Raw genomic sequence first — 22,399 nt, 5'->3', positions numbered from 1 at the left:
AAAATGACTTCAAACCGCTCAATATTTTTTGTCAGACTGAAAACTGTTGGAACGAATGAAAAGTGCTTTGATTTTAGATTTATTTATTAGTTTATTTCTTGGAATTACAACTTTAAGGATAGCACGCCTGCTGACGTTTTGACAGCAGCATATGCTGCACTAACAAGACCGACGTGTTGCTTGGCAGTAGGCAACCGTTTCGGACTTAAAAATTCATACCCTGTGACAACGGCGCTCCGGCAGCCCGGATCTGACGATCGACTGCGCATCAGATGATGAAAGACACCCGCCGCATGGTGACAAACAGGCGTTCGGTGCAGAAACAGGCGTTAGGCTGGGAAAGCTCCCCTATTTCTTCTCCCGCCACGTGATCATCGCCGCGTCCGCTGACGCGCATGGTGCCAGGATGAGATCCCGGGACATGAACGGCCCCGCACTGCGGCTTGCCTCACCAGCTGCGACACAATTGTCCGGCTGGTCTTTCGGCGTAATGCGCCCACTGGCTGTGTCGAACGCGAATTGCTGGGTCTCATTTCCGTCGGAGCAATCCCTGAGGCCGAAGGCAATTTTGGGGTCATCGGGGGCGATCAGTTCCATGCATTTGCCGCTGAATTCGACCGAGCGGATCTGGCCCGAGGAAGCGTCGAACGAAAACTGCACGTCGCCGCCCTGCGGCTTGCAGGAGTGGGTCTGCAGGTTTTCCGAATATCCGCGGCCCAACGTATCGATGCACCAGCCGAGATTGTCCTTCTCATCCAGATTATCGGCAAGATAGATTACCGGTGCCGGGGTCTTGAGATCCGGAGCCTCCGCCAAAGCCGGCGCAGCGGTGGCTGGAGCCAGGCAGGCAGCGATCACAAAAGTCAAACGCATGTGAATGTCCTTCTTCGGTCAGCCCCCCGGCTGCGCAATGATCACGGGCGTTTCGGGATGCCTTTCAGGTTTTCTTCGCTGGCACTGCGCTGTGTCACGCCGTCGACAAGCACGAAAGCGATGGAACAGGGTTCGGTGCCCCGGTTGGACCAGGCATGATTTGTACCCCGCTGGATGACGACATCGCCGGCCTTCAGGAGCACATCCTCTTCATCCATCAGCATATAGATCTCGCCTGTCAGGACCACCGCGTAATCGAGACTGTCGGTCCTGTGCATCCACGGGTGGCGGGCGTTTTCAACGATGTTGTCCCCTGCCCCCATCTCGGCAAAGGCTGCCTTGCCGTCGAGCGACTTCATCACTTCCGGATCTTCGGGCATGAATTCAACTACGCGGAAGACACTGCCGTTTTTTGGCGGGTGCAACGTGAGCGGCCCGTCGCAGGTCTCCGTTGCGCCGTCATATTCGGCAGGCGTTCCATCGGTGCGCCAGAAATTGGTGAGCGTTACGCCCGGCCGGTTCTCCCGCTGCAGGCGATTTGTTGCGATGCCGTCGCTTTCGACTATCGCCACGCCGTTTTCATCGTGCCCGGTGACAACCCGTCTGAATTCTCTCGCCATGTCAGTTCCATTTGCTTCAGGATTTCAAGGAGACTTGCCGCGCTGCTCTCTGTTGGACCAGGAGGATCGAAAGCAACACGGCACCGACCAGTGCCGTTGGCCAGGTCTGAATGAGCAGGCAAAGGCCTGCGCCGAGGGCGACCAGGCGGTTCGGCCAGGAAAGCGGTGAAATGATGCATCCAACCACACCGGCCGCCACCGCGCCGACGCCTGCAAAGCCGGTGATCACTGCCAGAAGATTGCCGAGGTTGTCGCCCTGCATCAAGATCCCAGGACCAAAGACAAAGGCAAACGGCAGAACGAAGCTCGTCAGGGCGTAGGATGCGGCCGTCCAGCCAACCTTGTTGACATCGGCCCCGGCGATCCCCCCGGCAACATAGGACGCAAGCGCCACCGGCGGCGTAATGGTGGAGATGCAGCCGTAATAGAAAACGAAGAAATGTGCGGTCAGCATCGGTACGCCGAATTTGACCAGCGCCGGCGCCACCACCGTTGCCAGGATCAGGTAAGCAGCGGTGGTCGGAAGGCCCATTCCCAGAACGATCGATGCGATCATCGTGAAGAGCAGTGCCAGGATCAGTTGACCGTTGGATGCGACGTCGATCAGCAGCGCTATCTTCGAACCAAGCCCGGTAATCCCAAGCGTCCCTGAAATAACGCCGGCGGCCGCGCAGGCGGCCGATATGGTGATGACGTTGCGCGACCCCTCGGCAATACTAAGAGCAATCTTCCTGATCAATTCCAGATCGATCCGGCGCGATTTCACGACGTCGAGCCCGACGAGAACGGCCATTGCCCACAGGGACGCCTTGAAAGGTGAAAATCCGCTGAGCATCAGGCCGACGAGCACTGCAAATGCGCCTATGAAGGGCGCGCCATGAAGGAGAACTTCACCGAGCGGACGCCCGTCACTCTGATCCTCCGCCCTTGGTTCGATCCCGGATCTGACCGCCTGCAGGTGCACCACGAAAAAGGCTGAACCGAAAAAGAGCAGCGCCGGCAGAATGGCAACGGCCATGACCGAGGTATAGGGAACGCCGACGATCTCCGCCATGATGAAGGCAGCTGCCCCCATGACGGGTGGCATCAGCTGCCCGCCTGTTGACGCAACCGCCTCAATCGCACCGGCCTGGGCTGGCTGATAGCCCTCCCGTTTCATGATGGGAATTGTGACCGTGCCGGTTACCGCAACATTGCCGGCCGCAGAGCCGGAGACCATTCCGATAAGGGTGGAAAAGAGCACTGCGGATTTTGCGCTCGCAGCTCGAAGTCCCCGGGTCAGCCGGATGGAGATTTCAAAGAAAAAGTCGCTGGCCCCAAACCGGGACAGCATGGCACCGAAGATCGTGAAGACGATGATATAGGTCGCGGCCACCCCGATCGGAATACCGTAGACACCCTGCGTGTCCGTCGTCAGGAACAGAACCATCCGCTCAAGACTGTAGCCGCGCCCGTTCAATATTCCCGGCAGATGGGGGCTGATGAAGGGATAGCAGAAGAACGCAAACGTGATGACCGCGAGGATCAGGCCCACGCCGCGGCGCGCCGCCTCGAAAACAAGGACCAGAATGACAAGACCGGCATAAAAGTCACCATCCGTTGTCAGGCCTCCACTGAAGGCAATTGCCTTCCAGCGCGTGATCAGCCAGAGGCTCGCGCCAAGCACGGCGAGAACGAGAACACATGACAAAACGAGATTTGCCCTCGTTCCTGCCCATTTTTGGGTAGCGGGCCGGAGCACAAATAGAAGCGAAAACGCCAATGCGACGTGCACCAGGCGCAGCGGCATCGTGGAAATCGCAACGACACCGGAGACGACGGCAAGGTGGAACAGCCCGAGGCAGAAGGCTACCGCAAGCACGACTTTCTCTTTGCTCAAAAGGGATGTCCCAGTGTCCTCGGTTCGCACGCGGTGTCCATTTCTTCAAAGTTGCAAACGGGCCCGCCTGAAGCGGGCCCGGGCGCTGCTGGTCCGTCTTCTGTTTTTTATTTCTTGAAGTAACGGGCCGCACCTTCGTGGAGAGGTATCGCCAGGTTCAGAGAGTTCGCCGGGTCTATTTGTTTGGCGTTGGCATTTTCTGCCTGGAACTCCTCCAGATTGTCGAAAACCGAAGCGACGATCTTCTCGACTGTGTCCGCCGGAAGAGAATTCGGCGCGACCAGCATGTTGTTGACGCCAATCACTGTTCCGGGCTCTGCCGTGTCATAGACTTCTGCCGGAATGTCGACTGCCTTGAAGGCACCGTTTTTCTCCAATGCCTTGTCGAGCATACCGTCGGAAAAGCTGATGAAACGCAGTTTGTTGCCGGCCGCGGCCTGCATGACCGCGCCTGCCGGATAACCTGACAACGCAAATGCCGCATCGACGTTGCCATCGTTCAGTTGGCTGAAACCGTCGGAGTACGACAGGAAACTCGGCGTGATGTCATCCATTGACATGCCGTGCAAAGGCAGCAGGAAATTCATGAAACCGAGCGTTCCGCCACCTGCCGGACCGACAGCGACACGCTTGCCCTTGATGTCCTCGATCGTCTTGATGTCGGAGCCGTCCAGAACAATCATGTGCAGGACGCTCGGATGAAGGGCTGCAACCGCGCTCATGTCGATTGCACCGCTTTTGTAGGGGCCTTTTCCGTTGATTGCCAGCACCGCGAGATTGTTGTTGGTGATCGCGATTTCGACCTCGCCGCTGTCGACGAGCCTGGGGTTCTGGACCGATCCGCCGGTCACGACCGGAACCATTGAGATATCCCCGCCCGCATATTTGTTGACGAGATTGGAGATGCTTTGCCCCATCGGATAGAAGGCGCCGCCAAGGCTCGCCGTACCGATCCGCAGTTCTTCTGCATGCGCGAACGTCGCTGAAACAAGCAGCCCGAGAGCAAGGCTTGTCGATTTAACAAAGTCAAACATCGTTTCCTCCCGATTTCGCGCTCAGGATAGACGATATTTGTTCGTAATCAATATTTTTATCGATATTTTAGCTGCTATCGATTATCTGATTTGCTTATTCGCCGGCGAGATCTGCATGACGCCAAGTCACTCCACATTGCCCATGTTTTTGGCCTCGTTGATGAGCTCCTGACATTTCTGCTCATTGCCTGCCTTGCGTTCCTTGTTGGCATCCTGAAGCAGGGCCCGCATTCTTTCCGCCGTGGTAACTTCGATTCCGCCCCGCTTTGCGTGGTCAATCGCATATTCCACCTTGCTTATATCCGCCTTGCAGTCCGCACGCGCGTCGGCAGGCCAGAAGACCATCATGATCGAGGAACACATAAGCATGCTCTGAAGGATGGGGCGTATTTGCACAGCACTTTCTCCATCTGGTTGGCAGGGCCCGATGCCGGCGAACGATTGTAAAAGTCCGGTGGCCAGGTTCGCACCTTGCCACCACGCCGGGCGCTTTTGGCCTTACGGCTGACCGAACACTACCGTCCGGCCTCCCCGAGACTTGAACTCTATTGGTTTAAGCGTATTGCGCAACACCGTTGCCAAGCGACCAGTTCTCCTTTTCGACCTCAACAAGACTGACAAAGACATCTTCGGGTCTGATTTCCGGCTCCTCGCCGAGCAGTTCCGCAACACGCCGAAAGAGCGCTTTCTTCTGCTCTAGCGTCCTCGTGTTGTTCGCGGTGATCTGGATAAAGACAAGATCGTCGCTGCGGTGGATATCAAGATAAGAAGCGCCATATCGGAAATTCGCGGCTGTGTGTTCGGTGACCGTCATGAACTGGTCGTCTTCGGGCACGTTGAATTCCTCATGCATTGCCCGGTAAACGCCATCGAAGATGGCCTGTCTGTAGCTATCTGACTTTCCGGTCCTGAGGGAAACATGAACGAGTGGCATTCTGGGCTCCTTTGCGGTTTGTCCGATTTCACCCTAGTACCGGCCCTGCTATTTAGTTAAACAATGAATAGAGATATCAAAAATTGAGAATCTAAATGAATGATCGAGTGCTTGATCTCGACGCTGTCAGAACTTTCGTGCGAATTGCAGAGTTAGGCAGCTTCACGCGGGCGGCAGAAGCAACAAACGCGACCCAATCAACCGTCAGCCTGAAACTGAAACGGCTTGAGGAGCGTCTGGGTTGCCGCCTGGTGGAACGAACACCAAGATATGTCCAGCTATCCGCACAGGGAGCGACATTCCTGGAACATGCCCGCGAACTGCTGAAAAAACACGACAGCGCATTGGCAGCCCTGACCGGGACACGGCAACGACTGAGGATCGGGATCAGTGATCACGTTGCAGGTCCTGAACTTCCGCTGCTGATCTCGCGCATGAACGAGCAGGATCGTCATCTTCTGATCGAGATTCGGATCGGATCTTCTGGTGAATTGTTGAAGTGTTATGACCGGCATGAACTCGACACGGTCATCGTCCGGCTTCACGATGGTCGCACCGACGGGATGTTTCTTGTTGATGAGAGATTTGGTTGGTTTGCCGCACATGGGTGGCAGCATCGCGCGAACGAACCCCTGCCGGTGGCCACAATGCCTGAACCCTGCGGTGTGCGTATCATGTCGGGCAAGCTCCTCGACGACGCAGGAATTGCGTGGACAGAAGTGTTCACTGGTGGCGGTGTGACTGCTGTCTCCGCGGCAGTGATGGCCGGTATGGGGGTCGCAGCCCTTGCCCGCCGCATGCTGCCATTCGGGGCCATAGAAGTTGGCCCTAAGCTCGGCCTCCCGGCCCTCCCTTCCCTACCGATTGTCCTTCACACGCGCGTTAACGCCGGCAGGCCGAATGATGCCGTCAATGCCTTGTCGGCGGCGCTCAAGGGCGCGGTTCAGACATAGCTCCGGCACGCAGTTTCGTTTGACGTCCCTGTCAGGCGCATTCCGGACGGTTACGGCTCCAATGACGTTGGGTTGGTGAAGAAATTTCGCCCTTGCTTATCGAAATTGGAAAATGACACGGGTCAGTATTTTTTTGTAGGGTCTACTTTCGCAGGTTGGATGGGTACCTGCAGAGTGGCTTAAAGTCTGGGAGGGAATTGTGATTAATGAATTCAAGGATTTCATTGCCAAAGGCAATGTTATGGATATGGCCGTTGGTATCATCATCGGTGCGGCCTTCACAGCTATCGTGACATCTCTCGTCGGCGACCTGATCAATCCGATCATCGGCCTTGTGTCGGGAGGGGTCGACTTCACGAACAACTATGCCGTTCTTGCAGGCGACGTCCCTGCAGGCGCTTCGCTTGAGGCCGCACGGGAGGCGGGTGCGTCCGTCTTTGCCTATGGTGCGTTCATCATGGCTGTCATCAACTTCCTGATCATCGCCTGGGTGGTGTTCATGCTGGTCAAGGCGGTCAACAGGATCAAGGATGCCGCCGTGCCCGCCGAGGAACCCGCGCCGGAGGAACCCAAAGGGCCTACAACGGAAGAGCTGCTTGCTGAAATACGCGATGTCTTGAAAGCAAAAGCCTGACCGAAGCGTTTCAAGAATCTGGCGCCGGCAGCAATACAAGGGCTGTCGGCGCCAGAGAAGGTTTGCATTCAGATCGCCATGACGATCCTGCCGTCTATCGTACCTTTTTTCATCCGGTCGAAGATGCTGTTGATGTCCGACAGCGTTTCCTCCGAATAGTGGGAAGCAACCTTTCCCTCGGCGGCAAATTGGAGCGACTCTGCAAGATCCAAACGCGTCCCGACAATTGACCCCCTAATGGTTTTGCGATTGAGCACCGTGTCGAAGATCGACAGCGGGAAATCCTCGGGTGGCAGACCGACGAGGCTCATTGTTCCGCCGCGCGCCAGCATGCCGACGCCCTGCTCGAAGGACTTGCCGGCAACCGCAGTCACCAGAACACCTTCGGCACCTCCTCCGGCCTGAACTTCGGCCACAGGATCGGTCTTGAAGGCGTTGATGGTCAGGTCTGCGCCAAGTGTTTTGGCGAGATCCAGCTTGTCGTCCGAAATGTCGACCGCGATGACGTGAAGCCCCATTGCCTTGGCATATTGGACCGCCATGTGCCCGAGCCCACCAATACCAGAAATGACAACGGTTTGGCCTGGGCGTGTGTCGGTTTCCTTGAGGCCTTTGTAGACAGTCACACCTGCGCAGAGCACAGGGGCGGCAGGCGCGAAGTCTAGTCCGTCGGGAAGATGCCCAAGATAGTCTGGATCGGCGAGCACGTAGTCCGCAAAGCCGCCGTTGACACTGTAGCCGGTATTCTGCTGGTCAAAGCAGAGCGTCTCCCATCCTCCCGTGCAATGTTTGCAGTGACCGCAGGCGGAATGCAGCCAGGGGATTCCGACCCGGTCGCCTTCCTTCACCGAGGTAACGCCCTCCCCGATTTCCGCGACAACACCGACACCCTCATGCCCTGGAATGAAGGGCGGGCTCGGCTTTACCGGCCAATCGCCATTGGCAGCGTGGAGATCTGTGTGACAAACGCCTGACGCCATCACTTTGACGACGACCTTGCCAGGCTTAACTTCGGGCTTTTCTACCTCGCAAAGATCAAGCGGTGCGCCGAACTCGCGAACGACGGCGGCCTTCATCGTGGACATGAACTGCTCCTATGCCTGTTTCAAGACAAGAGAACTGCTCGCACGAAATATCGATTGTCGTCATTGACCGAGCGCAATCTACCCGGGAAAAAGTACGTGCGATGTATCCGGCAGGTCACATCATCCGGTGATGGAGATCCATCATGATCCAGAGGCTGCCACCGACCATGATGAAAATGAGGACGGCTGCAAAGACGAGGAAGAAAAGGTTCTCAGCCGGTGTCGATTTAAGGTTCAGGTGCAAAAAGAAAACCAGATGAACCAGCACCTGTATGACGGCCGCCACGGCGATCACGACATAAACGGCAGGCCCGGTCAAAAGTCCGCCCCAGACAAGAGCAAATGGAATGGCGGTCAGAATGACGGCAAGCGCAAATCCGGTGAGGTAGGTTGAAAGATTGCGTTCTGTCGAATGATCCACGATCCGCCTCCTACATGACACCGGGCAAATAAACGACCGAGAAGATCCCGATCCAGACAATGTCGAGAAAATGCCAGAAGAGACCGAGCCTCAGCAGCCTTGAGCGCACGGGCAACGTCAAGCCCTTGATCAGAACCTGACCGATCATCACACAGATCCCGAGAGATCCGAATGCCACGTGAAGACCATGGGTCCCGACAAGCGTAAAGAAGGCTGACAGGAAACCGCTTGTGCCGGGACCGGCGCCTTTCGCAATCATGCCGTAGAACTCGACCATTTCCATGGCCAGAAACCCAAGCCCGAGCAGCAACGTGACGAATAACCATTGAACGACCCGGCCGGATTGGCCCGCAGCCATTGCAATCGTCGCCAAACCGAATGTCAGGCTGGAAACAAGCAGCAAGACCGTTTCACCGGCCGTGTGCCCAAGGTCAAACAGATCGTTTGACGTCGGGCCCGCTGCCGAATTTTTCGACAACACGACGTAGGACGCGAAGAGAAGCGCAAAAATGATCGCGTCGGTCATCAAATAGACCCAGAAGCCGAACTCGCGCGACTCCAGCGACTTTTTCTCTTCGTGTTCCAGAAGTTCGGCAACCTGCGCGCTGTCAGCCATCATACTCTCCCCGCCAAAGGGGCACCGGATGCCGGACCAATCGGCTGAAAATCCCGCATGTCATGCATGTCAGCTTCGGTGACTTGACCCAGTCGCTCCGCCTCGATCTTCGCGACTTCGGCGGCCGGCAGCACAAAGTCCGTATTGTCGTCGCTGGCCCGTATGCCGACACAGACCAGCGCGAGCACAAATGCAACAGCTGCAAGCCACCAGATGTACCAGACCATGGCGAAGCCGAGCACGAAGGACAGCGCTCCCAGGATGGGCCCGAGCCCGCTGCTCTTGGGCATGACGATGTCCTCGTATCGGCCCGGAGGCAGATAGGCGACGCCGCCGAGCTTCATTTCGTGAAAGGCATCAATGTCGCGCACTTCCGGCAGGACGGCAAAATTGTAGGGTGCCGGCGGAGACGCGGTCGCCCATTCCAGGGTGCGTCCATTCCAGGGGTCACCGGTAACATCGCGGGCTGATCCCCAGTTTTTCGCCGATACATAAAGCTGGATCGCGATACAGACGATCCCGCATAGAACACAGACAGCACCCAGCGCCGCAACGATCAGATAGGGCTGCCAGTTCGGATCCGCATAATGCTCCATGCGCCGGCTCATCCCCATGAACCCGAGCACATAAAGCGGCATGAAGGCGAGATAGAAACCGATGATCCAGAACCAGAACGATCGGATGCCCCATTTGGCATCGAGCTTGAAACCGAAGGCTTTCGGGAACCAGTAATTCAGTCCTGCAAAGTAGCCGAACAATGCGCCGGGGATCAGCATGTTGTGAAAATGCGCCACCAGAAATGTCGAGTTATGCATCAGATAGTCGGCAGGCGGCAGTGCAAGCAGCACACCGGTAACGCCGCCAATCACGAAGGTCACCATGAACCCGATTGTAAACACCATCGAGGGATGAAACTCGATCCGTCCCCGGTACATGGTGAACATCCAGTCAAAGATCTTCACACCGGTCGGAACAGCGATGATCATTGTTGCAATCCCGAACACCGCATTCACGTTTGCCGAGGACCCCATCGTGAAAAAATGGTGCAGCCAGACGGTGAACGAAAGAATGGCGATGCAGGCCGTTGCGTAGACCAGCGAAGTGTAGCCGAAGAGACGTTTTCGCGAGAACGTTGCCACGACCTCAGAGAAGATACCGAAGGCCGGCAGGATGAGGATGTAAACCTCCGGATGCCCCCAGATCCACAAGAGGTTCGCAAACAACATCATGTTGCCTCCGTCACCGTTTGTGAAGAAATGAAAGCCGAGCGTCCTGTCCAGGGCAAGCTGCGCGGCAACAACCGTCAGCGCCGGAAACGCAAATGCGATCAGGATCGAGATACACAGCGTCGTCCAGGTGAACATCGGCATGCGCATGTAGGTCATGCCCGGGCAGCGGTTCTTGACGATCGTAACGATGAAATTGATCCCCGACGCGGTACTTCCGACCCCGGAGACGATCAGGGCCCAGAGCCAATAGTCGACGCCGACCCCCGGATTGTAATCTATGCCTGAATAAGGCGGGTAGCCCGTCCAGCCGGCGGTCGAAAACTTGCCGACCGCGAGCGAGATCAGAACCAGGCCTGCACCCGCCGCCGTCATCCAGAGACTGACGGAGTTCAGGAAAGGAAACGCAACGTCGCGTGCCCCGATTTGCTGGGGCACGATAATATTGATCAGTCCTGTCAGAAACGGCATTGCCACGAAGAAGATCATGATCGTGCCGTGCGAGGAAAAGATCTGCTCGAAATGCTCCGGCGGTAGATATCCCTCACTGTTGAGCGCAATCGCCTGTTGCGCACGCATCATCAGAGCGTCGACAAAACCGCGAACCAGCATCACGAGTGCCAGGACCACGTACATGATGCCTATTTTCTTGTGATCGACGCTTGTCAGCCAGTCGGTCCAGAGCACTTTCCACGCGCGGAGATAGGTGATCAGCAGGAATACGGCGAGACCGCCGCCGACCGTGACAGCGGCGCCTCCCATCGCAACCCAGGAGTACAGCGGTATTGCGTCTATCGTCAGCCGCCCCAGCATCACGCAGCCCCCCTGCAGATGAGTTCAGCCGCTTTGCTCTCGTAAGGGCCGACAATCGGCGCATATTTGCGCAGGATCAGTTTGAAGAGATCATTCTCGAAGGATGAATAGTAGGTGACGGGATTGGCGACGCTTTGTTTGTGCAATTCCAGATACGTCTCCGCATCGAGCTTTGCCGTTTCAGCCAATACCTTGTCTTTCCAACTGGTGAAATCTTCTTCGCTCAATGCCCTGGCCTTGAAGTGCTGGTCGGCAAATCCGTCGCCCGAAAACATCGTGTTGCGCCCCATGAAGACCCCCGGTTCGTCCGCGAGTAGGTTGAGTTCGGAACGCATGCCCGCCATGGCGTAGATCTGGCCGCCCAGCGCAGGGATCATCAGCGAGTTCATGACCGTATCAGAGGTGATTTCAATGGAAAGCGGGCGGTCCGCAGGAAAGGCAAGTTCGTTGACACTTGCCACGCCCAGTTCGGGATATAGGAACAGCCACTTCCAGTCGAGCGCAATGGCCTGAACGTTGAAAACCGGCTTGTCCGAGGCAAGCTCTTTGTAGGGGTCCAACTTGTGGGTGGCCTGCCAGACGAGCGTTCCAAGCACAATGATGATTGCAGCCGGCACGAACCAAACGACCGTTTCTATTTTCCAGGACCCTTCCCAGTCGGGAGTATATGCAGCCTTGTCGGAGCCGCTCCGGTACCTCCAGACGAAAAAAAGCGTAAGGACAATCGCGGGAATCGCCACGATCATCATCAAAAGGAAGGCAGTAAACAGAAGATCTCTTTCCGCCAGCGCAATCGGCCCCTTCGGAAAAAGCACCGGCGCGTCTGAAAGACCGCACCCCTGGAGCAAAAGGGTCAAAGCCAGTACGAATATAATCGGGAGTCGTTTAACAACCAGGGGGAACGAATGCGCGGTATTCACTTTGGTATATGCTCCCCCTGCCGGGGCAAATCCGCCCCGTATCGCCGTAAATACAAGAGGTTAGTCAATATCGACGTCCCCCAAGTCAACAGGTTGCAACAGCAACGAAAAACAATAAACCTGACTGATTTGGAGCGTAGCCGAGCGTGTCGCTCTTTAAAAGAGCACTGATGTGAAATTCGTCAAAGCATACCCAGACAACGCACTTTGAACTGAAATTCACGACATCGCCCGAGCTCCAAATGGCGACAGTCGAAAGAACAAACCGAAGAACAAGGGATCCGGATTGTTCGGAACAGCGGTGACCGCCACTTCTTCAAACCTTCGATCTCCGCTGTGTCGACAAGCGGCGGACTGGATCGCTGATCGCACTTACGGCACTGCAGCGCAGACTGCACGCCGCAGTGTCTTGACTGCCTTTGCAATTGGCGGGAAAACAATCGCCAACATCTCCTCACAAGGACAACAAAGTGAGCAAATTCAAAGCCGTCGTCTTTGACTGGGCGGGAACAATGATCGACTTCGGGTCATTTGCGCCAATGGGCGTCTTCGTCAAAGCATACGAGACCTTCGGGATCACCGCGACGATCGATCAGGCACGCGGTCCAATGGGCAAACCGAAGTGGGATCACATCCGCGACATGATGGACGACCCCGACATTTCAGCGCAATGGCAGGCGAAATACGGCAGTGTTCCGACCGATGCGGATGTCGACAGCGTCTATGAAGTGTTCGTGCCCATGAACGAAAAGGTTGTTGCGGATTACGCCGAACTTGTGCCGGGCGCTGCAGACATGATCAGGTCCCTGAGGGAAAGAGGTTTGAAAATCGGCTCTACGACAGGCTATACCCGTTCGATCATGGAGCATGTCCTGCCGAAAGCAGCCGAACAAGGCTATGAGCCGGACAATCTGGTCTGTTCCGATGACCTGCCAGAAGGACGCCCCGGCCCGCTTGGAATGTACAAGTGCTTTGTAGACCTCGTCGCCTATCCGCCGGCGGCCGTGATCAAGGTCGACGACACAGTCCCCGGTATCGCCGAAGGTGTGTCGGCAGGATGCCTGACCGTCGGCCTCGCCTTGTCGGGGAACTACGCAGGTAAGACGCCAGCTGAACTCGCCGCTCTCTCAGAATCGGAAATCGACGCTCTGCGCCGGCACGCCACGGTGAAGCTTAAGAACGCGGGTGCAGACCACGTCATCGATACGGTTGCCGACCTGCCGTCATTGATCGACAAGCTGGACGCCGCATAACGAACGCCTGGATAGTCCACTGATGAAAGCTCTTGTTGGCGTCACCAGTTATCTTGTGTGCGTTCGGTCGCCGGCACCACAACGAAAGGTCGTTGGCAAGAATGAAAGTCTGGGACTACTATGGCCACTAGAAAGCTTCGCGTTGGAAAAGGGAACTGTTGATACGCGTGGGCGCCAACGTGTTGAATGAGGCAGGGCCGGACACTATGCATCAATCCCAGAGAAGCGAACTGTCTGCCCTGACCCTTTTGAAGAACATGGTCAGGCTGACAGCAATTCTCGTTGTTGTGGCATTGATGGGGCCAGTCCCCCCAGCCGCCGCTACTGCAGAACTGAAGGTCATCGACAGCACAGACTACCCCTGGCATTCCATTGGGCGCGTGAACCGTGGCGGGTATCGTTCGGTTTCCAGCTGCACCGGGACCCTGGTTACGCCAAATGTGGTCCTGACAGCCGCGCATTGCATCGTTTCACCAAAAACGCAAAAGGTCATCCCCGCCGACGAAGTGTTCTTTATTGCAGGTGTCCGGCGCGATGAATACGCAGCGCGACTGGAGGCCGAATGTCTGCTGACGGTTGAAGGCTATGTCTCGCGTTCACGCCCCAGGATCAGCGAGATTCACAAGGACGTTGGTCTTATCGTTTTGAAGGAACCCAGCGACCTCTTTCCATTGCCGCCCCTGACGCAGGAAGAATCCAAGCGTCTTCAAGCGTCAACCCGTTTTCTGTCCGTCGGATACAGACGCAGCCGGCCATTCCTGCCGACGGTCGTGTCTTCGTGCTCTGTGATCGGCGCAAATTCGAATGTCTGGATAACCGACTGCAATACGGAGACGGGCGCGTCAGGTGGACCGCTCATGGTCAACACCCTGTTCGGCCCACGTGTTGCAGCGGTGATGTCGGCCAAGATAAATGACGAGCGCTCTATCGTGGTCCCCTTTTTGGAATGGCAGGATCTCGTGGAGACGGCAACATGCGAAAAGCCCGTCGAAGATCCGATTCCCGCGACAAATCAAGAGCTTCAGTCGCAGCCGAATTGAAGTGAAAGTAAAAAGTCACTACCGGTCAGGACAATTGCGGGCTAAGGTACTCGTTGTCAGCTTGGTGGCTGCAAGCTCAAACCGGGCACCTGACCAGCCGCCGGGATCGCCGTCTGCAAAGAAGATCGCTGGACTATGAACCAAGCATCGCCCCCTCCGGCATCGACCGATTTCACGCCTGTCTCGCCAGAAAAACTCGCATTCGTCGCGAGCGAAACTGACGACGCAAAACGTGCCATAGAGGCATTGTCAAACCTCTACGGCAATGTGGCTGTAAAGGACGCCGATGTCATCGTCGCACTCGGTGGCGACGGGCTGATGCTCCAGACACTTCACGCCCATATGAGCAGTGGAAAGCCGATCTACGGAATGAACAGAGGTTCGGTCGGTTTTCTCATGAATGAGTATCGTGAAGATGAACTTGTCGAGAGGCTGTCGAAAGCCGACATCACGACGATCCGACCGTTGGAGTTGACAGCGCTCGATGAAAACGGAAACGTCCATGAAGCGCTTGCAATCAACGAAGTCTCCCTTCTGCGACAGACATCACAGGCCGCGCGACTGAAGGTTTCCGTCGATGACAGGATGAGGCTGGAGGAGCTTGTCTGCGACGGCATCATCGTTGCAACACCTGCTGGAAGCACAGCCTATAACCTGTCGGCTCACGGCCCCATATTGCCGATCTCGGCACAGCTGCTCGCCTTGACCCCGATCAGTGCGTTTCGTCCGCGTCGTTGGCGTGGTGCTCTGCTACCAAACAGGGCTCAGGTAGAGATCGAAATCCTCGAAGCGAAGAAGCGCCCGGTAAGCGCGTCAGCTGATCACACCGAGATCCGGCGTGTGACACACGTGACAGTCCGCGAGTCTGCAACGGTCCAGGGCTTGATCATGTTCGATTCAGATCACGGTTGGGACGAGCGGATCCTCACCGAAATGTTCCGGTATTAATGATAAATTCTTGAAACACTGCACTGGCAACACCCTGTTAAGCCTGTGCTCGGATAATAGGCCCGGAACGCCGCACAAAGGCGCTTTTGGAGAATTATTCAGCCATGGCCGATACCGCACTGGACCAGGACTACGAGATCTTGACGCCACCGGACAATTTGCGCAGCAAGGTGCGCGAGTTAACGCCGCGGGAAGCCAAGAAATTCGATCCGGTCAAGGCCGCAGAGGCTGCGATCGCCCGGCTTTCAACCCATTTCGGAAGCTGGATGGTCAACGAGACGGCGTCTCTGATGCAGGCGTGGGAAGGCGTTCAGTCTGACGGAATGTCGGACGAGACTGTCGCGCCCCTCTTTCAGGCAGCACATAACATCAAGGGCCAGGCGCTTACGCTTGGTTTCCCGCTGGTGGGACAGGTTGCCGCAAGCTTCTGCCATCTGATTGAAACCGTTCCCTCGGTGGAAAAGCTTCCGGCCGAGTTGGCCGAACGCTATGTCGCGGCCATCCGCGCAATGGTCATGGAAGGCGCCAAGGACGACGGAAACAGTATGGGTGTCAAGCTGCTGGAGACACTTACAATCGTGACCGATGACTTTCTGAAGCAGTTTCCCAAGAAGGACGAAGCCGACGCTGTATAGGGTCAGTCCGTCTTTTTGGTGCTGATCTGCTGTTCGCCGATCACAATGTAACACCCGCTCAGGATGATTACACCTGCACCGACATACGTCAGCATGTCCGGTATTTCATTCCAGAAAAACCACCCAAGAAACGTTGCCCAGATAAGCGCGCTATATTCAAACGGCGCAACGGTTGCAGCCGGCGCAAACCGGAAGGCCTGCGTGATCAGAGTGATTCCGGCCGTGCCGAATATCGCAATGCCCAAAAACATCCAGATATCCGCTGCCTGGATGCCAACCCACACAAACGGCGTAAAGATTGCGCTGAGCAGAGCACCGGCTCCGACAAGGTAAAGCATAAGCGTCCAGACACTTTCACGAGGGTCCACCCAGCGGGCGCTGATCATCAGAACCGCGTAAAAAACTGCGGTGATTACGGGAAGAACCGAGGCTGACTGGAATGTCCCGGCACCAGGCCTTACGACGATCAGAACACCCACAAAACCTGCCAAAACCGCAAGCCAGCGCCGCCAACCGACAATTTCTTTCAGAAAGAGCGCGGAGATCGCGGTGATGAAAACAGGCGCTACAAAAACAAGTGCCGTTGCCTCCGCGATATCCAGGTGCTTCAGACTGGTGAAAAATATCATGGCTGCAAGCAGCCACAGAATGCCGCGCAGCAGATGGGCGGTCGGTCTGTAGGAACGCAACGCACCTACCCCACCCATTTTCAACGCAATTAACACCGCGAACGGGAGTGCAATGAGGTTGCGAATGAAAAGGATCTGAATGACCGGATAGCCAGCCGTTAGTGCTTTTGCGATTGCGTCACTTATGCTGAGGCTGGCGATCCCAACGCACATGAGCAGGATGCCGACCGTTGCTTGTGAGCGCACGCTAGCCGCCGAAGAGAGCATGGTGCCACCTTGTAGAAAACAGGACGACACCTAATCACCGGCCGAATAACCCGGCAAGCCGCATATCCACGTTTGCAGACCGGTTTTGAAGATTTGATTGCAGAGACTGTGCTGGTGCGAGCTTAACACAGAGACAAATCAGGCGGCTGCCGTTATCTGAAGCGAGCCGTTCTTGACAAGCAGCCTCGCCTCAAGCCGCGCAACTTCAATCGCAAACCGGCGAAGGAAAGCGGCAACATCTTCGTCGGCACCGAGGGCCCCGTCCTGCATTTCCTCAAGCAGCGTCTCTGTCAGCATCCGCGCTTCGTCAAGAGCAAGGTCATAGGTGAAGTCCGCATCCGCCTGGCGTGCAATGTCTATCGCCAGAAGAAAAGCCTGATGCGCGCGAAGCGGCAGTCCGGCTTTTCTGAGGACAGCCTGAAGCGCAGAACGCCGGACAGTCACAAGCAGCCTGGCAAGTCTTGGAAGCGGCACTTGTCCGAGATTGGCAAGGGCCGCCGCAAAGAAACGCAAGCGCCCGCAGCAAACAGAGCGCAGAAGCAGACGCGTATTGAGCTTTCCGCGAAGCCGCAAGTGTTCGACAAAATCCGGAAGCTCCTCTTCCGTCGCCTCGAGCGCCAGTCTCAGAACAACCTTGTCTTCCGCATCGCTGAGGAATGTATGCCTCTGGTTTTCAGGAACACGCTCCAGAACGATCGGATGGTCGTCGAGGCTTTCGGCAAGGCGCATGAGTAACTCATAGCGGTTTGCCAGCGGAAGGTCTGCAGTTTTCAGGAGTTGATCGCAGATGTCCGGGCGATCTTCAAACCTCTGAGCAAGCCGTAGCATTGAGGATTGCAGCACCTGAGCGCTCGAGTTGCTCAAGAGCGCCTGGCAGGCCCTCTCACTTCCAACTTCGCAGACAGCAGCACTAATCGCCGCAGGCAGCCCTTCTCTCTCGGCGATTGCGCACTGGACAGCATCGCTGCCTTCGGCGAGCAGATCGACCAGCTCCGCATTCGAAAGAATCGGGGAGGATTTCAGAATGGGAACGGCAACCTCATCGACGTCGCCTGCAAGGCATCGCACCACATGAGCGGGGGCATAGGTACTTGATGCCAAAACACTGGCGATTGCCTTTCGAATACCCCTGCTCGGGTCATCGAGGAGCACGGTCAGCGCGGCAGCCATGCTTGCCTGCTCCTGGCTGCCTTGCTCGGCAGCCAAATATCGTTGTGCAAATTCGCTTGCAGCAACAATGTCGTTGTCGAGATTTTCATCTTCATTCAATTGCAAAAGGTTTTGTGCGGTCATGGCGGCAATCAGTCTTTGTGCGAGTCAGTCGGTATTCTGGCACTAAAGACGTTAACGATCGGTTCACCATAATTTTGCCAATATCTGCGAGCCGAAACTTCGTCAGGCAGGTGGCAGCAGGTCCTTTTGCTCCTCTTCTGCTTTCAATCTCAAGAATCGTGTCAAATCGAGCGGACCGCCCTGATCCGCCAGTGCAAGTTCCTGCGCGGCGACTTGATTCGACGCCCCCGTCAAAGCGCTGAACATCGCAGCTTCTTCCACGGCAGCAAAAGCTGCTGCGAATCTCGGGTTCACACCCGCTTCAGAGGATTCCTCGTCATTTCGGAACAATGCCTCAAAAGGGCTTGAGGTTTCTGTAGCCGCGAAGGCGGAAACAACCCGGCTGGTTGCGATGCTCTCCGATGATCCATTGATCGCGGCTTCCTTTGGATCCTGAGGTGCAGCTGGCCTTGCGGCCGTGGCAACCGCCCGCTCAGCTCCAGTTTCCTGAGACGAACCGGCTTCGGCCGATGTTGCGTTTTCCCTTTGATGGAGCGGAACCGACGTTTGCGCAAAGGCAAGCGTATTTGAAGTAGGCAGTTCTGCGGCCACGGCAGCCTGCTGTGCCGGAGACAGCGGCTTGGAACGCATCGCGAACGCCGTTGCTTTTTCAAGTGAAAGCGGGTCGAACTGTTCCTGGCCTGGGGCCGGTGCCCCACTTACCGGTTTCGACGCAGGCAACGCCGCAACGCTCGTCAACACGCCTGGCGCTCTCAGATTGGTTTTGGTGTTCGCCTCGGCAATCATCGTCACCGCGTCGTGCTTGGACACGATAACTTCGTAAACCTCCTGCATCGAACGGGCCTTGCCGTTGCTGTGGAAGAAGATCGGTTTGTTGGCGCGCGCCTGCGACGAGAACATTTTGTCGGCGCGCATCTCGGGATTGGCATTTGTGGCATCAATCAGCCTGCTCGCGCCGTGTGCACCGAGAAAATGCGCCATGTAAAGTTCGCCGTCGGTCGGCGTACGCCCGATCTTTCGCTCAAGGTAGGTGGAATTCTTCTGCGTGAGTGCACCGGCCATCATTGAAGAGATTTCCGGATCTTTTCTGAGATCGAGAATCTCCTGCCGCACTTCAGCGTCCTTTACATAGAATTTTCCGCTTTTCGATCGTTCGATCTGATCGGAAAACTTCTCCAGACCATGCTTGGGGCCGGCCTCTTTCATCGTCTCAAGCCACGTCGACTCAATGAACTGGAACAAACCCGTTGCACTGGAAGTCTTGGCCTTCGCCGATGGATTGAATGAGGATTCGCGCGCAGCCGTTTTCACAAGGTAGTCGAAAGACGTACCCGTTGAGCTACTCGCAGACTGAAACGCAAGCTCGATCCGAGACGCGACCGAGGGTGTGTCAGCGACATGCATGACCCTGTCTCCTCGACGGAACTGATTATTACTTCGTTAACTTTCGCGCCTGAATGGTTAACAAATCCTTAACGAGGCATAACGCAGTTGATATCCAAGCAATTGTCTCTGCGTTTTCTTTCAGCCTTAGGCACATCTCACCATGTTGAATGCAGGAAAAGTGGAAATCGACCGGAAATAGCTCTTTTTCTTGGGAAAAGAGCAAATCGTTGATCGCACCTTTTTGACCGGAATCGGTCGGACTTCCGAGTCGCATGTCCCTGGTACATGTTTTTCGCAACGATTGACGTGTTAAGAAAGATCAGACCTTCGGCCGAGCCATATCGAAGACTTCCGTGATTGCCGCATATTCCATGTAACCAAGCCGCGAGAGCGGTTTGAAACGGGTCACGTCCACTTTGCCGTCAACGATGATGCTGTCATCTATATGGATGCCGACAACTTGACCGAATACGATCCAGTTATCCGTTTCGGCGCCGCTGAGATCTTCCAACCGCAACGTCTTAAGATGCTTGCACTCAAGTGCCGTCACTGCTCTGGCGACCCTGGGCGCTTTCACCAAGCGCGAAGACGCCATCTCTAGTCCGGACAGTTCGAATTCGCACGTTTCGCTGCCGACAGCAGCTGATGAGATATTCATTTCGTCCTTCAGATCCCAACTCGCCATGTTGCAGACGAACTCTCCCGTTTCTGCGACATTCGCGGCGCTGTCCTTGTAACCCGATGACGAAAACATCACGATCGGCGGGCGATCACCCACTGCATTGAAAAAACTGTATGGCGCAAGGTTGGCGCGACCGTTGCCATCGAGCGTGGAGATCCAACCTATTGGACGCGGGGATACGATGGCCTTGAAAGGATTGTGCGGCAGACCATGATCGTTAAGCTCAGTATCGTAAAACATCTTCAAAGGGTATTGCTCCATTCACGTACCAGAGTGGAAAGTTCGGGACGCGGTCTTTCAACGGGTGTCTGCGTGGGCGTACCGATTTGAATGAACCCGGCAAACTGTTCGGTTTCGGCAGCACCAAGCCATGACGCCGCCTCCTTGTCAAAGCTGTACCATTCAGTAAGCCACTGAGACACAAAACCACCTGCGGCAGCAGCGCTGACAAGGTTCATGCAAACTGCGCCCGCGGAAAGCTGCTGTTCCCAAACCGGAATTTTCGGATGCTCGCTCGCGGTACTCACAACGCCAACAACAAGCGGTGCACGCAGAAAACGGGTCAATTCCTTTTGGCGTTGGTCCTCGTCCAGGGGGCCGTTTTTCCGCTCGCAGATCTCAGCAAGCTTTCTGCCGATTGCCTCGCCATGTTCACGCCTGAAGACGATGAAACGCCAGGGCGCCAGTTTGCCGTGGTCGGGAACACGGGCAGCGATCGTCAGGAAGTCGCGCAACTGTTCTTCACTTGGCCCGGGCTCCGTCATCGTCACCGAGGGATGCGACCGCCGTTTTCGAAGGAAGTCCAGGACCGCGGGTGAGCCGGCGTTGGAGGAAGGCATGTGACAACACTCATTGAACAGTTGCGATTGTGACAATCCACCTAATTCATTGACTGAAATTGTCAACTTTCGAATCCAGGTCTTGAATTTGCCTGATTTTCAGGCCCATTAGCTGCTGCGCTCAGATCTGTCATTCAGGGGCAAACGCGGATCGTTGGCGCAGTATCCAGTATTTGTGCAGGTGCGTGGTGTGCATTGACCTGTTTCATTGTGCTGGCGCACGATTGAATTTAAACCGGTGTACCGCGCCAACCTGAATTGGTATAAACGACGGATGGCCGTAACTGTGGTCGGTCGAAAAAGATAACGAAGTGGGCATGTTGGAAGCAGGATCTGTCTTTAAGAGCACGACGGTTGAGCGTTGCGTGACCAATATGTTGCGTGCTTTTTTGATAGCTGTTCCGGTAATCATGTTCCAGGGCGTTGCATCGGTGGCACAGACTGTGGAAGCGCCCATGCCTCCAGCCGCCAAGCCGGATCCCAACGCGCCGTCTGTTCCGCGTGAAGACCAGATCATCAATCTGCTCGACAGAGAGCCCGAACCGCTGTTCTCGGACGTCGAGACATCATACGCTCCAACATTACGCTCTCTTGCCGCACCCGGTGGCGAAGGATTGGACCAGGGCGCCCTCTATCTGATGGCCAAGCTGACACAGGACAGTCAGCCGTTGGATGACGGACTGGTCTGGCGCATCTATTCCGACACGACAAATGCGAACGGCCGGTTGGAACTGGTTGCGACTTCGATGGGAGGTGACGCCGAATTCCGGCTCGACCCAGGCTCTTATCTAGTGCACACGGCGTTTGGATATGCTCAATCGACCAACCGCGTCGTACTCGGCAAGGAAGTTCAGTCGAAAATGCTCACGCTGAATGCCGGCGGTATTAAGTTCGGTGCGGCAATGAAGGACGGCGAAACCATAGATCAGGAGCAAGTGACGTTCGACGTCTATGGCATGTCGTTCGACGAGCGCGGCGAACGCTACAAGGTCGTTGAGAACATCAAACCGGGTTCGATCATTCGTCTCGGCGCTGACACTTACCACGTCGTCAGTCGCTACGGTAACGTCAACGCCGTGATCCGGGCAGATATCCAGGTTCTGCCGGGCAAACTGACCGAAGCAACTATTCTTCACAAAGCCGCAGACATAACCTTGAAGCTCGTCAACGAGCGTGGTGGCGAAGCAATCGCCAACACCACGTGGTCCGTTTTGAGCGCCGGTGGACACGTCGTTGTGGAAGCAACGGGCGCGTTTCCCGATTTTGTCCTGGCGGAAGGCGAATACGAAGCCCTCGCCAGAAACAACGGCCGGACTTATCTGCACACCTTCGAAGTCGCGCCGGGACAGGATCGAGAGGTGGAGGTCGTTACGTCGATAAGTGAACTTGCAACACAGGGCACCTCGAGCGCCAACTGAA

23 protein-coding genes are annotated in these 22,399 nt (G+C 56.1%); 7 read left to right on the top strand and 16 right to left on the bottom strand.

The window, feature by feature from the left end; genetic code table 11:
• Nucleotides 1–348 precede the first annotated feature (348 nt).
• The 6 genes from Q0915_RS07365 to Q0915_RS07340 form a co-directional block, all read right to left on the bottom strand.
• The gene (locus Q0915_RS07365) at nt 349–873 is read right to left on the bottom strand and encodes a ricin-type beta-trefoil lectin domain protein (RefSeq protein WP_299481446.1); all 525 of its coding nucleotides are present in this window, start codon (nt 871–873) and stop codon (nt 349–351) included.
• A gap of 41 nt (nt 874–914) precedes the next feature.
• A complete protein-coding gene (locus Q0915_RS07360) occupies nt 915–1,493 on the bottom strand; it encodes a cupin domain-containing protein (RefSeq protein WP_299481443.1) in 579 nt (192 codons plus the stop codon).
• Between the two features lie 16 nt (nt 1,494–1,509).
• A complete protein-coding gene (locus Q0915_RS07355; RefSeq protein WP_299481440.1) occupies nt 1,510–3,372 on the bottom strand; it encodes a TRAP transporter fused permease subunit in 1,863 nt (620 codons plus the stop codon).
• Between the two features lie 107 nt (nt 3,373–3,479).
• Entirely contained in the window at nt 3,480–4,406 is a 927-nt protein-coding gene (locus Q0915_RS07350) for a TAXI family TRAP transporter solute-binding subunit (RefSeq protein WP_299481437.1), read from the bottom strand.
• Nucleotides 4,407–4,532: 126 nt separating this feature from the next.
• Nucleotides 4,533–4,802 (bottom strand): hypothetical protein, encoded by a 270-nt coding sequence (locus Q0915_RS07345; protein ID WP_299481434.1) that lies wholly within the window; start codon nt 4,800–4,802, stop codon nt 4,533–4,535.
• 157 nt (nt 4,803–4,959) lie between these two features.
• Nucleotides 4,960–5,340, bottom strand: a complete 381-nt coding sequence (locus tag Q0915_RS07340; protein ID WP_299481431.1) for a tautomerase family protein — start codon at nt 5,338–5,340, stop codon at nt 4,960–4,962.
• Nucleotides 5,341–5,435: 95 nt separating this feature from the next.
• Between Q0915_RS07340 and Q0915_RS07335 the strand changes: the two genes are divergently transcribed.
• Together Q0915_RS07335 and mscL are read left to right on the top strand one after the other, a co-directional pair.
• Entirely contained in the window at nt 5,436–6,293 is an 858-nt protein-coding gene (locus Q0915_RS07335; RefSeq protein WP_299481428.1) for a LysR family transcriptional regulator, read from the top strand.
• Nucleotides 6,294–6,492: 199 nt separating this feature from the next.
• Nucleotides 6,493–6,927 (top strand): large conductance mechanosensitive channel protein MscL, encoded by a 435-nt coding sequence (mscL, locus tag Q0915_RS07330; protein ID WP_299481425.1) that lies wholly within the window; start codon nt 6,493–6,495, stop codon nt 6,925–6,927.
• Nucleotides 6,928–6,995: 68 nt separating this feature from the next.
• On the opposite strand, the gene adhP is transcribed toward mscL, so the two are convergent.
• The 5 genes from adhP to cyoA form a co-directional block, all read right to left on the bottom strand.
• Nucleotides 6,996–8,012, bottom strand: coding sequence for an alcohol dehydrogenase AdhP (adhP, locus tag Q0915_RS07325; protein ID WP_299481422.1), 1,017 nt, complete (start codon nt 8,010–8,012; stop codon nt 6,996–6,998).
• A 115-nt stretch (nt 8,013–8,127) separates the two neighbouring features.
• Complete coding sequence (gene cyoD, locus Q0915_RS07320) at nt 8,128–8,433, bottom strand: cytochrome o ubiquinol oxidase subunit IV (protein WP_299481419.1); 306 nt, start codon at nt 8,431–8,433, stop codon at nt 8,128–8,130.
• Nucleotides 8,434–8,443: 10 nt separating this feature from the next.
• On the bottom strand, nt 8,444–9,049 hold the full coding sequence (cyoC, locus tag Q0915_RS07315) for a cytochrome o ubiquinol oxidase subunit III (RefSeq protein ID WP_299481416.1): 606 nt from the start codon (nt 9,047–9,049) through the stop codon (nt 8,444–8,446).
• Entirely contained in the window at nt 9,049–11,088 is a 2,040-nt protein-coding gene (locus tag Q0915_RS07310) for a cbb3-type cytochrome c oxidase subunit I (RefSeq protein WP_299481413.1), read from the bottom strand. The genes cyoC and Q0915_RS07310 overlap by 1 nt, the downstream gene beginning before the upstream one ends.
• The gene (cyoA, locus tag Q0915_RS07305) at nt 11,088–12,008 is read right to left on the bottom strand and encodes a ubiquinol oxidase subunit II (protein WP_299481410.1); all 921 of its coding nucleotides are present in this window, start codon (nt 12,006–12,008) and stop codon (nt 11,088–11,090) included. Before cyoA ends, Q0915_RS07310 begins: the two co-directional genes overlap by 1 nt.
• Nucleotides 12,009–12,478: 470 nt before the next feature.
• On the opposite strand from cyoA, the gene phnX reads away from it, so the two are divergent.
• The 4 genes from phnX to Q0915_RS07285 all read left to right on the top strand — a co-directional run bounded on the left by phnX (nt 12,479) and on the right by Q0915_RS07285 (nt 15,884).
• Nucleotides 12,479–13,261 (top strand): phosphonoacetaldehyde hydrolase, encoded by a 783-nt coding sequence (phnX, locus tag Q0915_RS07300; RefSeq protein ID WP_299481407.1) that lies wholly within the window; start codon nt 12,479–12,481, stop codon nt 13,259–13,261.
• Nucleotides 13,262–13,467: 206 nt separating this feature from the next.
• On the top strand, nt 13,468–14,301 hold the full coding sequence (locus tag Q0915_RS07295) for a trypsin-like serine protease (RefSeq protein WP_299481404.1): 834 nt from the start codon (nt 13,468–13,470) through the stop codon (nt 14,299–14,301).
• Nucleotides 14,302–14,436: 135 nt separating this feature from the next.
• Nucleotides 14,437–15,249, top strand: a complete 813-nt coding sequence (locus Q0915_RS07290; protein ID WP_299481401.1) for an NAD kinase — start codon at nt 14,437–14,439, stop codon at nt 15,247–15,249.
• A gap of 104 nt (nt 15,250–15,353) precedes the next feature.
• Nucleotides 15,354–15,884, top strand: coding sequence for an Hpt domain-containing protein (locus Q0915_RS07285; protein ID WP_299481398.1), 531 nt, complete (start codon nt 15,354–15,356; stop codon nt 15,882–15,884).
• A gap of 2 nt (nt 15,885–15,886) precedes the next feature.
• On the opposite strand, the gene Q0915_RS07280 is transcribed toward Q0915_RS07285, so the two are convergent.
• The 5 genes from Q0915_RS07280 to Q0915_RS07260 all read right to left on the bottom strand — a co-directional run bounded on the left by Q0915_RS07280 (nt 15,887) and on the right by Q0915_RS07260 (nt 20,980).
• Nucleotides 15,887–16,759 (bottom strand): DMT family transporter, encoded by an 873-nt coding sequence (locus Q0915_RS07280; RefSeq protein WP_299481394.1) that lies wholly within the window; start codon nt 16,757–16,759, stop codon nt 15,887–15,889.
• Between the two features lie 159 nt (nt 16,760–16,918).
• Nucleotides 16,919–18,073: a DUF2336 domain-containing protein gene (locus Q0915_RS07275; protein WP_299481391.1), complete on the bottom strand. Its 1,155-nt coding sequence runs from the start codon at nt 18,071–18,073 to the stop codon at nt 16,919–16,921.
• A 102-nt stretch (nt 18,074–18,175) separates the two neighbouring features.
• Nucleotides 18,176–19,477: a transglycosylase SLT domain-containing protein gene (locus Q0915_RS07270; RefSeq protein WP_299481388.1), complete on the bottom strand. Its 1,302-nt coding sequence runs from the start codon at nt 19,475–19,477 to the stop codon at nt 18,176–18,178.
• 301 nt (nt 19,478–19,778) lie between these two features.
• Nucleotides 19,779–20,381: a flavin reductase family protein gene (locus Q0915_RS07265; protein WP_299481385.1), complete on the bottom strand. Its 603-nt coding sequence runs from the start codon at nt 20,379–20,381 to the stop codon at nt 19,779–19,781.
• A gap of 2 nt (nt 20,382–20,383) precedes the next feature.
• Nucleotides 20,384–20,980, bottom strand: coding sequence for a nitroreductase (locus Q0915_RS07260; RefSeq protein WP_299481382.1), 597 nt, complete (start codon nt 20,978–20,980; stop codon nt 20,384–20,386).
• 374 nt (nt 20,981–21,354) lie between these two features.
• On the opposite strand from Q0915_RS07260, the gene Q0915_RS07255 reads away from it, so the two are divergent.
• A complete protein-coding gene (locus Q0915_RS07255; protein WP_299482151.1) occupies nt 21,355–22,398 on the top strand; it encodes a hypothetical protein in 1,044 nt (347 codons plus the stop codon).
• Nucleotide 22,399: the final 1 nt, after the last annotated feature.

Source organism: uncultured Roseibium sp., assembly GCF_947494555.1.
GTDB lineage: Bacteria > Pseudomonadota > Alphaproteobacteria > Rhizobiales > Stappiaceae > Roseibium.
The sequence above is the reverse complement of the archived record's forward strand: the minus strand, read 5'-3'. Positions and strand labels throughout refer to the sequence as shown.